A 13047-nucleotide genomic window follows, 5' to 3' on the forward strand; every position below is an offset into this window, starting at 1 on the left:
TGCATTCGCTCCTTCAATCCTTGTTCTGCCCGTGCGCTACCTGTTGCCCCTGTTGCTGCTGCTCTCGATGCTCACCGTGCTGCTGCCCGGCTGCGAGCCAAAGGAGGAGCTTATCACCACCGACGCCGCCGCGCGCCTGGCCTTTTCCACCGACACCGTCAAGTTCGACACCGTGTTCGTGCAGACCGGCACCGTGACCAAGCGCCTGTGGGTGTACAACCGCAACAAGCGGGCGGTGCGGGTTTCTGAAATTCGCCTGGCGGCCCAGCAGGGCGCTACCTATCAGCTCATCATCGGCGGCGACCCCGGCGCCGTGGCCCGCGACGTGGAAATCCGCGGCCAGGACAGCCTGCTGGTACTGGTGAAGGCCACCCTGCAGCCCGGGGCCGACAAGCCCTTTCTGGTGGAAGATCAGCTTTTGTTTCGCACCAACGGCAACGAGCAGCTGGTGCGCCTGATTGCCTACGGCCAGAACGCCTACTTCCACCGCCACGAAACCATCGACCGCAACACCACCTGGGCGGCCGACAAGCCTCACGTGCTCTACGACACAGTGTGGGTGGAGCCCGGCGCGCGGCTGACCATTGAGCCGGGCGCCCGCATCTACGTGCACGCCGGCTCGCCGCTGGTCGTGTTCGGGCAGCTGTCCATCAACGCCAATACCCAGCCGCTGGACACGGTGAAGGAAAACGACCGGCGCACCATCGTGCGCTTTGCCGGCGACCGGCTCGAGCCCTTCTACGCCGAGGGACCAGGGCAATGGCCGGGCATTCAGTTTGCGCCCGGCAGCCGCGGCAACGTGCTGCGCTACTGCGAAATCAAGAATGCCAGCTACGGCCTGCTGCTTTACAACCCTGGCAACGGGCCCGCCCGCCCGCAGGTCATCGTTGAAAACAGCACCATCAAGAACATTTCGGGGCTGGGCGTGACGGCCGGCAGCGGCGGGGTGAGCTTTGCCGGCGGCGGCGTGCTCAGCTTCTCGGGCGACGTGGAGCTGCGCAACGTGCTGCTCAGCAACTGCGGCGAGTACGCCGTGGCGGGCTTTCAGGGCGGCAGCTACCTGCTGCAGCACTGCACCATTGCCAACTACACCCCGCAGTTCCGCCGCGAAACCTCTGCCCTGACGTTCTCCAACGTGCTGCCCGTTAACAACCCGCCGCGGCAGGTGTCGCCCAGCATCAGCATTCTGAACACCATCGTGTGGGGCTCCATCGAGGACGAGCTGTTTTTCCAGAACGCCAGCGCCTACCGCGCCGGCATCAGCGTGAGCAACAGTTTGCTGCGCACCAAGGAATACGCCGGGCCGGCCGGCGGGGCCACGCTGGGCTTCGAGGGCAGCGGCAACCTGCTGAACGTAGACCCCAAGTTTCACCGCACCACGCTCTCGGCCGGCCCCAACGGCCCCGACTACCGCCTCGACCCCAGTTCGCCGGCCCGCGCCCGCGGCGCCGATATCCGCGCCTTCGACGCCCTGAGCCGCGACCTGCGCAACGTGCTGCGCCCCAACCTGGCCACGCCCGACCTGGGCGCCCTCACCCTGCCCTAACCGCGCCGCCCATGATCTGCGTGCAGAAGCGTTTGCGCCTGCCGGCCCTGCGCCGCGGCTTTCACCTCATCACCGACCTGCTCGCGGCCGAGCTGCCCGAGCTGGCGCAGGTGCGCGCCGGCACCCTGCACGTGTTTATCCAGCACACCTCGGCCAGCCTCTCCATCAACGAAAACGCCGACCCCACCGTGCGCCGCGACTTCGAGGAGTTCTTCAACCGCACCGCGCCCGAAAACGCCCCCTATTTTCAGCACACCCAGGAAGGCCCCGACGACATGCCCGCCCACCTGAAAGCCGCGCTGCTGGGCAGCAGCGTCACCATTCCCGTTACGGGCGGCGAGCTGGCGCTGGGCACCTGGCAGGGCGTGTACCTGGGGGAGCACCGCAACCACGGCGGCCGCCGCTGGCTGGTGCTCACGCTGCTGGGCGTGGCCTGAAACCCAGCGCCCGGGGCGGTTAGTGCGTAGAAGGCCGAAAAGCCCGCCGCCCATGAAGTTTCCTGCTCCGTCTTTACTAGCCGTTTGCCTGCTGCTGAGTGCCTGCCGCGACCAGCCCGCGAGCCTAGCCCGCGAGCAGCCCCGCCGAACCGACTCGTTGGCATCTGCCCCCACCGCGCCCGCGCCGCCGCCGGCGCCCCGCCGCGTGTGCGCCATCACCGACGACGAAGCCGCCAACGACCCCTTCGGCACCGAGCTTACCGTGGCCGAGGTGGTGGGCAGCGGCGGCCGCATCACGGGCCGCCGGCCGGTGGCCAACGCGCACTCCCCCGGACAGACGGACACGCTGATAACGGTGCAGCAGGCCGGCAACGAGTTCGTGTTCTACCGCACCCCCGACAAGGACCTGCTCAGCAGCGCCACCCTGGTTTCGTTTGCCTCGCCCCATTGCCAGAAGCTGCGCCAGCGCATTGGGGCGGCCTCCCGCCGCCAGGGCGCCGGCTGCGACAGCGTGAGCATTCGGGACGAAATGCAGATGAACCGGGTGCTGGCCTCGTTCCGCAACGGCCAGGTGCAACGGGTGAAAGTGGAACCCTACCTCGACTGAGCCGAGGCCCAAACCGGCAGAGTTGTCGGCGCGAAGTTTAGCGCAGCACCCGGGCGCGGGCGGCGTAGCGGGTCGAATCGAACACCACCAGCTTCTGGCTGCCGCGGACCTGGTAGTCGGTCAGCAGCCCGTCGGGACCAAAGCGCAACGCCAACTGCTTGCCCGAGAAAAACAGGGCGTTGTCCTGGCTGATGCGGGCTTGCAACTCGCGCACCGTGGCCCCGGCCCGCAGCACCGACAGCTCCAGCACCGGGTGCTCCACGTTGGGGCGGCGGCGGAAGGTCTGGCGGGTCAGGCCCGTGCTGTCGGCCGCCGAGGTTTGCTTGTAGGCGCCGCGCAAAGCCGGCTTGTTGATGTCGGCCTGGTAGAACAGCTCCAGCTCGTTGGCCCAGTTTACCTGCCGCAGCTGCCGGGTTTCGGTTTGGCCGTCGCGCAGCACCACCGCTTTTTCGAGCCCCAGCCGCTGGGCCTGCAACTGCTTGATTTGCGCGTCGAGCAGGCCCACGGTATCGAAGTAGCCGGCGGGGCGGCGGGCCGGGCGGTCGGCCGGTTCGCCCGAGCAGGCACTCAGCCAGCTCAAAGCCGCCAGGCCAAGCCAGCGGAAGCCGGCCCGGCCCGCCAGCGCGCCGAGCCGCGGCTTACGCATGGGCGGCGGGGCGCAGCAGCGACTCGCCCGTCATTTCCGGCGGCTGCGGCAGGCCCATCAGCGCCAGCACGGTGGGCGCGATGTCGCCCAGCTTGCCGTCGGCCAGGCGGCCCTGGTAGTCGGAGTCGGCCAGGATGCAGGGCACGAGGTTGGTGGTGTGGGCCGTGTTGGGCGTGCCGTCGGGGTTGATCATCATGTCGGCGTTGCCGTGGTCAGCGATGATGATGCAGGCGTAGCCGTTTTCCAGGGCCGTGGTCACCACATCGCGGGTGCACTCGTCGACCACCTCGCAGGCGCGCACGGCGGCCGCAAACACGCCGGTGTGACCCACCATGTCGGGGTTGGCGAAGTTGAGCACGGTGAAGTCGGTGGCGCGGGCCTGCAGCTCAGGCACCAGCGCGTCGCGCAGCTCGTAGGCGCTCATCTCGGGCTTCAGGTCGTAGGTGGCCACCTTGGGCGAGGCGCACAGCAGGCGCCGCTCGCCGGCAAATTCGGCTTCGCGGCCGCCCGAGAAAAAGAACGTTACGTGGGGGTACTTCTCGGTTTCGGCAATGCGAATCTGGCGGCGGCCGTGGGCGGCCAGCACCTCGCCGAGGGTGTGTTCGAGGTTGTCTTTCTCAAACACCGGTGTCACGCCCACAAACGTGGCGTCGTAGTTGGTGAGCGTGAGGTAGTGCAGGTTCAGCCGGTGCATGTTGAAGGCGTGAAAGTCCTGCTGGGTCAGCGCCTGGGTGATTTCGCGGCCGCGGTCGGTGCGGAAGTTGAAGCAGATAACCACGTCGCCGTCCTGCATGGTGGCCAGGGGCAGGCCGTCGGCACCGGTTTTCACCAGCGGCAGCAGGAACTCGTCGGTCACGCCTTCGCGGTACGAGTCGAGCATAGACTGAATCAGGTTGGCCGAAGGCGTGCCGCGGCCGTTCACCAGCAGGTCGTAGGCCACCTTCACCCGCTCCCAGCGGTTGTCGCGGTCCATGGCGTAGTAGCGGCCCACTACCGAGGCGATTTTGCCACTGGCCCCGCGCTGCAGGTGCTCTTCCAGGTTGTTGACGTAGCGCACCCCGCTCTTGGGGTCGGTATCGCGGCCGTCGGTGAAGGCGTGGATGAAGACGCGGTGCACGTCCTCGTCGTGGGCCAGGGTGCAGAGGGCCTTCAGGTGGTCGATGTGAGAGTGCACGCCGCCGTCGGAGAGCAGCCCCATCAGGTGCAGGTTCTTGTCGGTATTCAGGCGTAGGTACTCGAAGGCCTGCTTGAGGGCGGGAATGGCCGCCAGCTTCCGCTCGCGCACAGCCTTGTTGATGCGTACCAGATCCTGGTACACCACGCGGCCGGCGCCAATGTTCATGTGCCCCACCTCGGAGTTGCCCATCTGCCCGTCGGGCAAGCCCACGGCCTCGCCCGAGGCCTGCAGGCGGCTGTGGGGAAAGCGGGCAAACAACGAATCGACGAAGGGCGTTTGAGCGGCCGCAATGGCCGAAGCGGCGGGGTTCTGGGTTAAACCCCAGCCATCGAGGATTACCAGCAGTACCGGTTTGTTCATAGCAGCAAAGATAGGCGGCCCGTAACTGGCAAGCGCCACCAATTCGCTAATTTGGCCGCTGCCGCTATTTACTTCGCTTATCCAGCAATTGCAACCGGTTGGCACAATTTTGGTGTACCCGCCGCTGCAGTCTCTTTGCATCCCATGAAACGACTACTTACAAGGGCCCTAACCGTTTTCTGCCTGAGCATGATGACGATAGTGGCCCAGGCACAGGGCGAGGCCTTCAGCGCGGTGCGCGCGGCCATTCGCAGCGGCTCCTCCAAGGCCGTGGCCCAGTACTTTGGCGGCACCGTCGAGCTCAGCTTCGACGGCGACAAACAGAGCTACAGCGCCACCCAGGCCGAATTTGTGCTCAAGGACTTCTTTGCCAAAAACGGCCCGGCGTCCTTCGAACTCGTGCACCAGGGCGCTTCCACCTCGGGCGGCGTGCAGTACGCGGTGGGCAAGTTCGGCGCCAAGTCGGGCAACTACCGGGTCTTCATCAAGATGAAGCCGGCCGCGGGCGGGGCCCTGCAAATCGACACGATGGACTTTACCCACGAGTAATTTGGCCCAACCTGTACGTTCGTAAGTACTTTTTGGCCTGATTTCCTGCCCCGCAGGCCCCGGCGCATGTCGGGGCCTTTTGCTATTTTTGCGCCGTGCATACTGCCCCCTACCTCAGCCCCGAAGCCCTTCACGCCTTTATTCAAGCCGCGCTGGCCGAAGACGTGGGCGACGGCGACCATTCGTCGCTGGCCGGGGTGCCGGCCGGGGCCCGCAAGCAGGCCCGCCTGCTGGTGAAGGACGAGGGCGTACTGGCCGGCGTAGCGCTGGCCGAGCTGATTTTCGCCCAGGTCGACCCCGCCCTGCAGGTGCAGGTGCTGCTGCCCGACGGCAGCCGCGTCAAGCACGGCGACGTGGTCCTGACGGTGGAAGGCCCGGCGCGCTCGATCCTCACGGCCGAGCGGCTGGTGCTCAACTGCATGCAGCGCATGAGCGGCATTGCTACCCACACGGCCTTCCTCAACAGCCTGCTGGCCGGCACCAAGGCCAAGCTGCTCGACACGCGCAAAACCACGCCCAACTTCCGCCTCTGCGAAAAGTGGGCGGTGCTCATTGGCGGCGGCGTCAACCACCGCTACGGCTTGTTCGACATGATTATCCTCAAGGACAATCACGTGGACTACGCCGGCGGCATCCGCCAGGCCATCGAAGCTACCCACGCCTATCTCGACAAGCTGGGCCGCCGCCTCCCGATCGAGGTGGAAACCCGCTCGCTGGCCGAGGTGCAGCAGGTGCTCGAAGTGGGCGGCATCGACCGCATCATGCTCGACAACATGGCCCCGGCGCTGCTGCGCGAGGCCGTAGCGCTGATTGCCGGCCGCTTCCCCACCGAGGCCTCGGGCGGCATTACCGAGCACACCATTGCCGCCGTGGCCGCCACGGGCGTCGACTACATTTCGGTGGGCGCCCTCACGCACTCCACCAAGAGCCTGGATCTGAGTTTGAAAGCGTATTAAAAAGAGTGGCTAGTTGAGCGTTGCCGGTTGCCAGTTTGTTCTGGCAGCAAGCGCAACGGCCTGACAACTAACACCGCATAACCGACAACTTCCAGAATGCAACAACCCAACAATATGCGGGGCCGGCAGGTGGCGCAGCAACCTTCGCCGCTGGCCATCCGCACCAAGAAGCACCAGCTCGAAAAAGACACCTTCACCCGCATGGCCCTGACCATGGTGTGGAAGCGCGACTGGTGGCAGGCGCTGATTCCGCTGGTGGTGCTGCTGCTGCCGGCGCTGTTCGTGTTTTCGTGGTGGTGGGTGGCGGCCGCCGTGCTCGTGACGGTGCTTTACGTGCTGCTGCGCTCGGCCCAGGTTACCGGCGTCACCCAGATGGAGCAGAGCAAGGCCCTGTTCGAGCGCGTGCACTACGAGATGGACCAGCGCCAGCTGCTGCTGCGCCTCAACCAGGAGCAGGGCATGCGCCTGACCTGGGACATGATCGAGTCGGTGCGGCGCGACAAGGAAGCCTACGTGCTGTTTCTCAAGCAGCCCGACCTGGCCGGGCAGGTGGCCGGCTGGCGCGCCCTGCTGGCCAAGGTGATGTACGTACCGGTATTTTTGCACCTGCCCACCCGCATTTTCAACTCGCCCAACGACCTGCGCCTGTTTGAGTCTATTTTGCGGCGCAAAGGCCTGCTGCCCGCCGAGGCCGGCGCCCCCGAAACCGGGGGCAAGGCCGCCTAAGCCCGGGTTTTTTCGTACTACGACTTCGTTCCTCTCCTGCTTTTTCGCTTTATGACCTCCAACAACCTCGTTTCGGGCCTGGCTGCCGTAGCCCTGCTGGCCCTGGCCTCGTGCAGCGCCGAACCGTCTGACTGGCGCCCCGACGGCAAAGTATCCGTTGACCAGGTAGCCCCGGGCACCCGCGAAACGCAGTATTTTGACCTCCACACCGACGCGCCCAGCCAGCACAAGGGCGGCGCCATTGCCGAGCCCATCAGCTCCCACACCGACGTGGAGCAGACCCTGGACCCGGCCAAGGGCCAGCCCAGCAACCGCACCCACGCCGACGCGGCCATGTCGCCCGACGCGGTAGTGCCCGAGGGCAGCAAGCAGGGCGAGGACGCCACCAAGGCCAAAACCGAAACCCACCACGACCTGAACGACGAGCACCGCGAGCAGAACGAGAACTAAGCCGCGAGGCTTGGCACTCAGGCTCAGTTGCTTGCCTGCCCAATAGCGCCCCGGTGCGGTTTCTGACGTCTGAACCAGAAACCGCGCCGGGGCGTCGGCGTCCCTGCCCGGCTCCCTGCGGGCGGGCTTCTTTCACCGCTGCTTTCGTTTCATGGCGCATTCTCATTACCAGGCCGAGTGGTTTAGTACCTGGTTCGACTCGCCGTACTACCACCGGCTGTACCGCGACCGGGACCAGAACGAGGCCCAGCACTTCCTCGACAACCTGCTGCTGCGCCTGCATCCCAAGCCCCACGAGCGGCTGCTGGATCTGGCCTGCGGCAAGGGGCGCCACGCCGTGTACCTCAACCAGCGCGGCTACGACGTGACGGGCATCGACCTCTCACCCGAAAGCATTGCCCAGGCCCGGCAGGCCGAAAACGAGCGGCTGCGCTTCTACGTGCACGACATGCGCGAGCCGCTGCCCCACGGGCCCTTCGATTTCGTGCTGAACCTGTTCACCAGCTTCGGCTACTTCGACGAGGAGGCCGAAAACGTGGTGGCCCTGCGCCACGCCGCCGACGCGCTGCGGCCCGGCGGCAAGCTGGTCATCGACTTCATGAACACCGAGCGCACCATCCGCGAGCTGGTGAGCCACGAGGAAAAGCTGGTCGACGGTACCCGTTTCCTGCTCAGCCGCCACCTCGACCGTGACTTTATCGTGAAGGACATCCGCTTCCGCGACGACCAGGGCCGCGAACAGTACTTCCAGGAGCGGGTGCGGGCCCTGAGCCGCGAGCGGTTCGAGGAATACTTCTACCTCGCGGGCCTGCGCCTGGCCGAGGTGCTGGGCGACTACGACCTGCGCCCCTACGACGCGGCCAGCAGCGCGCGCATGATTTTCATTCTCAAAAAATAACGCCGCCGGGCTTACCACCGGCTTTGGCCGGGCCCGCGGGTCCGGCCGGGGCGGGGCGGCCGGGCCCGGGGCGCAGCCTTCACGCTCCATGTTTGTAGCCCTGCTGCTGCTTTTCGCGTCGGTGCTTGGTGCCGGCTGGCTCACGCGGTTTGTGCCCACGGCGCACACCACCTGGCTGCGGCCCCTGCTGGCCTTCAGCGGCGCCTACCTGGTTACGCTTACCCTCACGCACCTGCTGCCCGAGGCCCTCACCCTGGGCGACTCGCACCAGGTGGGCTACTTCGTGTTGGCGGGCTTTTTCGGGCAGCTGGTGCTGGAGCTGTTTTCCGAGGGCGTGGAGCACGGCCACCAGCACGTGCATGCCCAGCACCCCCACGCCGGGGTGCCCTGGCTGCTGCTGGGCTCCCTCACCCTGCACGCTTTTCTCGAAGGCAGCATCTTGGTGCAGGACCCCCACGGCCACCGGCCCGACGGCTTTTTTGCCACCCTCACCGGCGTAGCCCTGCACCACATTCCGGCTGCCTTTGCCCTGATGGCGGTGCTGGTGACGCGGCTGGGCTCGTTTGGCCGCGCCCTGCCCTGGCTGGCCCTGTTTGCCGCCGCCGCCCCGCTGGGCGTGCTGGCCAGCCACTACGCCGGCTTGAACCCGGAGCAGCACGGCGGCTTCTACCCCGCGCTGCTGGGCCTGGTGTGCGGCAACTTCCTGCACGTATCCACCACCATCCTGTTCGAGGTCAGCCCCGAGCACCACATCAACGTGCGCAAGCTGCTGGCCACGCTGGCCGGCCTGGGCCTGGCTTTGCTGGCCAACGCGCTCTAACGCCCGGTAGCACTGGCCCTGTTCGCGGCCATTCCGCGAACCTCCTGCAAAGCGCCGCGAACCTCCGTGACTTAGCCGCGAACGTTCGCGGCGCTTTCGCGGTGGACCGCGGCCGTTTCGCGGTGGACCGCGACTGATTTGCGGTGAACCGGGAACCGTCCGCGGTCCACCGCGAATGAGTTGCGGTCCACCGCGGACGGTTCCCGGTGGACCACAGAACAACCGCGGCGAGTTGAGAGCAGCGCCGGCGGCGGGGCTACTCTACGTCGGTGGCGGGGTAGCGCCGGATCCAGGCTTCGAGGTAGGCGGCGCGGGCGCGCTGCCGGGTCAGCTCGTGCTGGAGCTGCTCGAGGCGCCGGCGCATGGTCAGTACCAGGTCCATGCCCTCGGGGCTGAGCTGCAAATCGTGGTGCAGGCGGGCGAGGCGGGCCAGGTGCTCGGCTTCTTCCTCGATGAGGGGCTCGGGGGCGGCCCCGCTCAGGCGCAGCAACCCCAGGTCGGCCAGCTCGCGCAGGGCCGTTTCGCTCAGCCCGTAGGTGCGGGCGCAGTCGCCGAAGCTGAGGGTGATGAAGTGCGTGGTAGGCATGGCGGAAAGCAGTTAGGAGGGTTGGCCCACGGATTCGCCGCGCAGCTGGGCCAGCTGCCGAATCAGGCGCTGTTCTTCGGCGCTGAGCTGCTGGGGCAGCTGCACCTGCAGGCGCAAATACAGGTCGCCGAACTGCCCGGCCTGACGGTACACCGGGAAGCCCTTGCCGCGCAGCCGCAGCTTGGTGCCGTTGGCCGTTTCGGGCTTGAGCTTGATTTTTACCGGGCCTGCGAGCGTATCGACCACCTGCTCGCCGCCCAGCAGAGCTTTGTAGAGGCTCACCGGCACGTCCATGGTCAGGTCGGCGCCGGTGCGCACGTAGCGGCTGTCGGGCCGGATGCGGAAGGTGATGAACAGGGAGCCGGCCGGGCCGCCGTGGCGGCCGGGGGCGCCCTGGTCGCGCAGCCGGATGGTCTGGCCGTCTTCCACCCCGGGCTGAATGGTGATGCGCAGCTTTTTGTCGCCCACCGTTACGGTGCGCGGGCCGCCGTGGTAGGCTTCTTCCAGGGTCAGCTCCATGTCGGCGCGGTAGTCGTGGCCGGCGGCGGGCCGGGCGCCGCGGGTTTGGCCGCCCATGCCGCCAAAGAAAGAGCTGAAGAAGTCGGAGAAGTCGTCGCCCCCGCCGCCATTGCCGAAGCCGCCGGCCCCGGCGTACTGGCTCCAGTCGAAGCCGCCGGCCTGGCCGCCGCGGCCGGCCTGCTGGTAGCGCTGCCAGTCGGCGCCCAGCTGGTCGTACTTCTGGCGCTTTTCGTCGTCGCTGAGCACCTCGTGGGCCTCGTTTACTTCCTTGAACTTACGCTCGGCCTCGGCGTCGTTGGGGTTCACGTCGGGGTGGTACTGGCGGGCCAGCTTGCGGTAGGCTTTCTTGATCTGGTCCTTGGAGGCTTTCTTGTCCACCCCCAGCACCTGGTAGTAGTCCTTGTAATCCATGAAAAGCGGTGGTTAAGCGGGAAGTCGGCGGGCGGGGCCGGGCGGCAATCCTGCGGCCGCGCGGGCGCGTAAGTGCCGGGGGCCGGGGCCAGACCGTGAACGGATTAGCCGATTGAACGAAATACGTGAATTGGTCCGTTTGTTGCCAAACCTCGCCGGCCGGCATCGGCGGACCGCTTCCGCCGGGGAGCCGTTTCAATGTCGGGCGGCCGCCGTATATTACCTAACTCTTTTCCCCACTTCCACCTCTTATGAAGCGCTTTTCGACCCTTTTGGCGCTGGCTCTGCTGGCCGTAGGCCTGCAAGCCCAGGCCCAGACCAAACCCGCCGGCCGCCGTACGCCCCCGCCCCGCCCCGTGCTGAAAAACGCCGGCGTGCGCGACGGGGTTACCATGACCGGCGGTAAGGTGATGCTCACTGAAAACGGTTTCACCAGCCCCCTGGCGGAGGCCCGCAGCCTGCCCAACGGCACCAAGCTGGCCGCCGACGGCACCGTGACCATGACCGACGGCACCACCGTGCAGCTCAAGGAAGGCGACTACATGTCGCTGAGCGGCCGCCTGACCACCATGGCCATGAAAGCCGAGCAGGACAGCCTGATGCGCGCCGCTAAAATGGACCCCAAAGGCAAGTCCAAATCGAAGATGAAGCGCAAGAACAAGTAGTCCGGCGCTGATTCCGTTTTAGTTGAAAAGCCCGCGGCCCCGGTCGCGGGCTTTTTCGTGCCCAGGTTTAAGCGGTGTAGTCGGCCAGAATCAGCCGCACCTCGGCCTCGTCGCGGGCTTCCACAATCTCGTCGATGACGAACTGGATTTCTGCCTCGCCCCAGCCCTGCTGCTCGGCGGCCTTCACAAACTGGCTTAGGGTCTTGAAGCGGTCGGCCCCAGCCGGGGGCAGCGCCCAGGTTACTTTCTTGCGGATACGCATAGCAGGGGAGGAATAAGCGGGTGGACTACTTACTGGCCCGGCGCACCACGCGCAGCTGCACGGGCGCCACGCCGGCGTCGATGATGTCGATTTTGCGGGCGGCCTTTTTCGAGAGGTCGATGATGCGGCCCTTGGCGTGCGGGCCGCGGTCGTTCACGGTGACCTTTACCGAGCGGTTGTTGCGCGGGTTGGTCACGCGCACCACCGTGCCGAAGGGCAGGGTATTGTGGGCGGCCGTGAGCTTGCCGGGGCGGTAGGGCACGCCGCTGGCCGTTTTGCGGCCGTTGAACTTGTCGGCGTAGAACGAGGCCTTGCCCGATTCGGTGAAGCCGCCGCGGCCCGCGCAGCCGCCCAGCAGCAGGCTGCCGCCCAGACTCAGCAGCAGCAGGCCCCAGGCCGCGGGCCGCGACAGAAAAAAGAAATGCATAAGCAGAGCAGGTGGTCCGGAAAGCTGAAAGTACGCCATCGGGCCGACTTGGGTGGCGGCTCAGGGCCGGCCGCCCCCGCGCCGGGGGGCGGGTGCCGGCGGAATGCGCAAACTCAGCAGCTGCTCGAACGAGCCCTGGTACACGTTGAAATCGACCGTGCCGCGGATGCCGGGAATGTAGGATTCGTCGGAGTGCTGCCAGATAATCCAGCGGCTGCGCGGCAGCAGGGGCTGCTCTACCTCGTAGTGGGCCAGCCACAGGGGATACTTGTCGAAGTGCCCGGCCAGGTAGCGCTGGTAGAAGCCGTAGTTGGAGTAGATGATGGGGCGCACGCCGTAGTGGCGCTCCACCAGCCGCAGCCAGGTGCCGATGTTGCGGCGCATCACGGCCACGTCATGAAACTCCTGCGCTTCCACGTCGAGCACCGGCGGCAGGTCGCCGGGCTGCAGGGGCACGGTTTTCACGAACAGGTTGGCCTGGGCCGTGCCGTCGTAGTTAGGCTGGAAGAAGTGGTAGGCCCCGCGGTAGATGCCGGCGGCCTTGGCGCCGTTCCAGTTGCGGCGGAAGCGCCGGTCGCGCAGGGTTACACCCTCGGTGGCCTTGATGAAGGCGAAGCGCACCCGGTGCCGCGCCACCTCGGGCCAGTCGATGCGGCCCTGGTACGACGACACATCGATGCCGTGCACGGCGTAGCCGCTCAGCAGCGGGGTTTTCTCCTGCCCCGTGAGGCGTGCGGCCACCAGCGTGGCCCAGGCCCGGCGGGCGTAGCGGTGTACCTGGCGGCGGTAGTGCCAGTAAAACCACCCACTGCCGAGCACGGCCAGTAGCAACGCCAGCAGCAACAGCCGCCGGGCGGGGGCGGCGGCGCGCTGCGGGGCGCGGGCACGGGGAGCAGAGCGACGACGGGTGCGGGTCATGCGAAACGGATGCGGGAGCGAAGATAACGCCGGTCCGCCGCCGACTGGTGCCCGCCCCGGCCCGGTGCGGCCGGAAACCGTACTTTT

The 13047-nt window shown here is 66.8% G+C and carries 17 protein-coding genes; 10 read left to right on the plus strand and 7 right to left on the minus strand.

Annotation, left to right across the window (positions count from 1 at the left end; translation table 11 throughout):
• The first annotated feature begins 31 nt into the window (after positions 1-31).
• From ACE191_RS14325 to ACE191_RS14335, 3 genes are read left to right on the plus strand one after another with little or no spacing between them, the layout of a single operon-like run.
• The gene (locus ACE191_RS14325; protein WP_400192919.1) at positions 32-1546 is read left to right on the plus strand and encodes a right-handed parallel beta-helix repeat-containing protein; all 1515 of its coding nucleotides are present in this window, start codon (positions 32-34) and stop codon (positions 1544-1546) included.
• Positions 1547-1557: 11 nt separating this feature from the next.
• Positions 1558-1983, plus strand: a complete 426-nt coding sequence (locus ACE191_RS14330; protein WP_400192920.1) for a secondary thiamine-phosphate synthase enzyme YjbQ — start codon at positions 1558-1560, stop codon at positions 1981-1983.
• A 52-nt stretch (positions 1984-2035) separates the two neighbouring features.
• The gene (locus tag ACE191_RS14335) at positions 2036-2590 is read left to right on the plus strand and encodes a hypothetical protein (RefSeq protein WP_400192921.1); all 555 of its coding nucleotides are present in this window, start codon (positions 2036-2038) and stop codon (positions 2588-2590) included.
• 37 nt (positions 2591-2627) lie between these two features.
• On the opposite strand, the gene ACE191_RS14340 is transcribed toward ACE191_RS14335, so the two are convergent.
• Positions 2628-3236, minus strand: a complete 609-nt coding sequence (locus ACE191_RS14340) for a hypothetical protein (RefSeq protein ID WP_400192922.1) — start codon at positions 3234-3236, stop codon at positions 2628-2630.
• Complete coding sequence (gpmI, locus tag ACE191_RS14345; protein ID WP_400192923.1) at positions 3229-4773, minus strand: 2,3-bisphosphoglycerate-independent phosphoglycerate mutase; 1545 nt, start codon at positions 4771-4773, stop codon at positions 3229-3231. The genes ACE191_RS14340 and gpmI overlap by 8 nt, the downstream gene beginning before the upstream one ends.
• A gap of 144 nt (positions 4774-4917) precedes the next feature.
• Here gpmI and ACE191_RS14350 point away from each other — a divergent pair, with 144 nt between their 5' ends.
• The 6 genes from ACE191_RS14350 to ACE191_RS14375 all read left to right on the plus strand — a co-directional run bounded on the left by ACE191_RS14350 (position 4918) and on the right by ACE191_RS14375 (position 9172).
• The gene (locus ACE191_RS14350; protein WP_400192924.1) at positions 4918-5322 is read left to right on the plus strand and encodes a DUF4783 domain-containing protein; all 405 of its coding nucleotides are present in this window, start codon (positions 4918-4920) and stop codon (positions 5320-5322) included.
• A gap of 95 nt (positions 5323-5417) precedes the next feature.
• Positions 5418-6278 carry a carboxylating nicotinate-nucleotide diphosphorylase gene (gene nadC, locus ACE191_RS14355; RefSeq protein ID WP_400192925.1) on the plus strand — a complete coding sequence of 287 codons (861 nt, stop codon included), beginning with the start codon at positions 5418-5420 and terminating at the stop codon, positions 6276-6278.
• Positions 6279-6374: 96 nt separating this feature from the next.
• Positions 6375-7004, plus strand: a complete 630-nt coding sequence (locus ACE191_RS14360) for a hypothetical protein (protein WP_400192926.1) — start codon at positions 6375-6377, stop codon at positions 7002-7004.
• A gap of 51 nt (positions 7005-7055) precedes the next feature.
• Positions 7056-7454 (plus strand): hypothetical protein, encoded by a 399-nt coding sequence (locus ACE191_RS14365; RefSeq protein WP_400192927.1) that lies wholly within the window; start codon positions 7056-7058, stop codon positions 7452-7454.
• A 151-nt stretch (positions 7455-7605) separates the two neighbouring features.
• Entirely contained in the window at positions 7606-8352 is a 747-nt protein-coding gene (locus tag ACE191_RS14370; protein WP_400192928.1) for a class I SAM-dependent methyltransferase, read from the plus strand.
• An 88-nt stretch (positions 8353-8440) separates the two neighbouring features.
• Positions 8441-9172, plus strand: a complete 732-nt coding sequence (locus ACE191_RS14375) for a ZIP family metal transporter (RefSeq protein WP_400192929.1) — start codon at positions 8441-8443, stop codon at positions 9170-9172.
• A 256-nt stretch (positions 9173-9428) separates the two neighbouring features.
• Here ACE191_RS14375 and ACE191_RS14380 read toward each other — a convergent pair whose 3' ends face one another.
• Both ACE191_RS14380 and ACE191_RS14385 read right to left on the minus strand, forming a co-directional pair.
• Positions 9429-9758 carry a chaperone modulator CbpM gene (locus tag ACE191_RS14380; RefSeq protein ID WP_400192930.1) on the minus strand — a complete coding sequence of 110 codons (330 nt, stop codon included), beginning with the start codon at positions 9756-9758 and terminating at the stop codon, positions 9429-9431.
• A gap of 12 nt (positions 9759-9770) precedes the next feature.
• Positions 9771-10688 carry a DnaJ C-terminal domain-containing protein gene (locus tag ACE191_RS14385; RefSeq protein WP_400192931.1) on the minus strand — a complete coding sequence of 306 codons (918 nt, stop codon included), beginning with the start codon at positions 10686-10688 and terminating at the stop codon, positions 9771-9773.
• A gap of 251 nt (positions 10689-10939) precedes the next feature.
• Between ACE191_RS14385 and ACE191_RS14390 the strand changes: the two genes are divergently transcribed.
• Positions 10940-11353, plus strand: a complete 414-nt coding sequence (locus ACE191_RS14390; protein WP_400192932.1) for a DUF6799 domain-containing protein — start codon at positions 10940-10942, stop codon at positions 11351-11353.
• A gap of 67 nt (positions 11354-11420) precedes the next feature.
• Here the strand turns inward: ACE191_RS14390 and ACE191_RS14395 are convergent, their stop codons facing one another.
• Genes ACE191_RS14395 through ACE191_RS14405 form a run of 3 tightly spaced genes read right to left on the minus strand, consistent with a single transcriptional unit; the run spans position 11421 to position 12960 of the window.
• Complete coding sequence (locus ACE191_RS14395; RefSeq protein ID WP_400192933.1) at positions 11421-11615, minus strand: hypothetical protein; 195 nt, start codon at positions 11613-11615, stop codon at positions 11421-11423.
• A 25-nt stretch (positions 11616-11640) separates the two neighbouring features.
• Positions 11641-12042 carry a septal ring lytic transglycosylase RlpA family protein gene (locus ACE191_RS14400; protein WP_400192934.1) on the minus strand — a complete coding sequence of 134 codons (402 nt, stop codon included), beginning with the start codon at positions 12040-12042 and terminating at the stop codon, positions 11641-11643.
• Positions 12043-12102: 60 nt separating this feature from the next.
• Positions 12103-12960, minus strand: coding sequence for a glycoside hydrolase family 25 protein (locus ACE191_RS14405; RefSeq protein ID WP_400192935.1), 858 nt, complete (start codon positions 12958-12960; stop codon positions 12103-12105).
• Between the last annotated feature and the right edge of the window lie 87 nt (positions 12961-13047).

The sequence above is a fragment of the Hymenobacter sp. B81 genome (genome assembly GCF_044628455.1).
Taxonomy (GTDB): domain Bacteria; phylum Bacteroidota; class Bacteroidia; order Cytophagales; family Hymenobacteraceae; genus Solirubrum.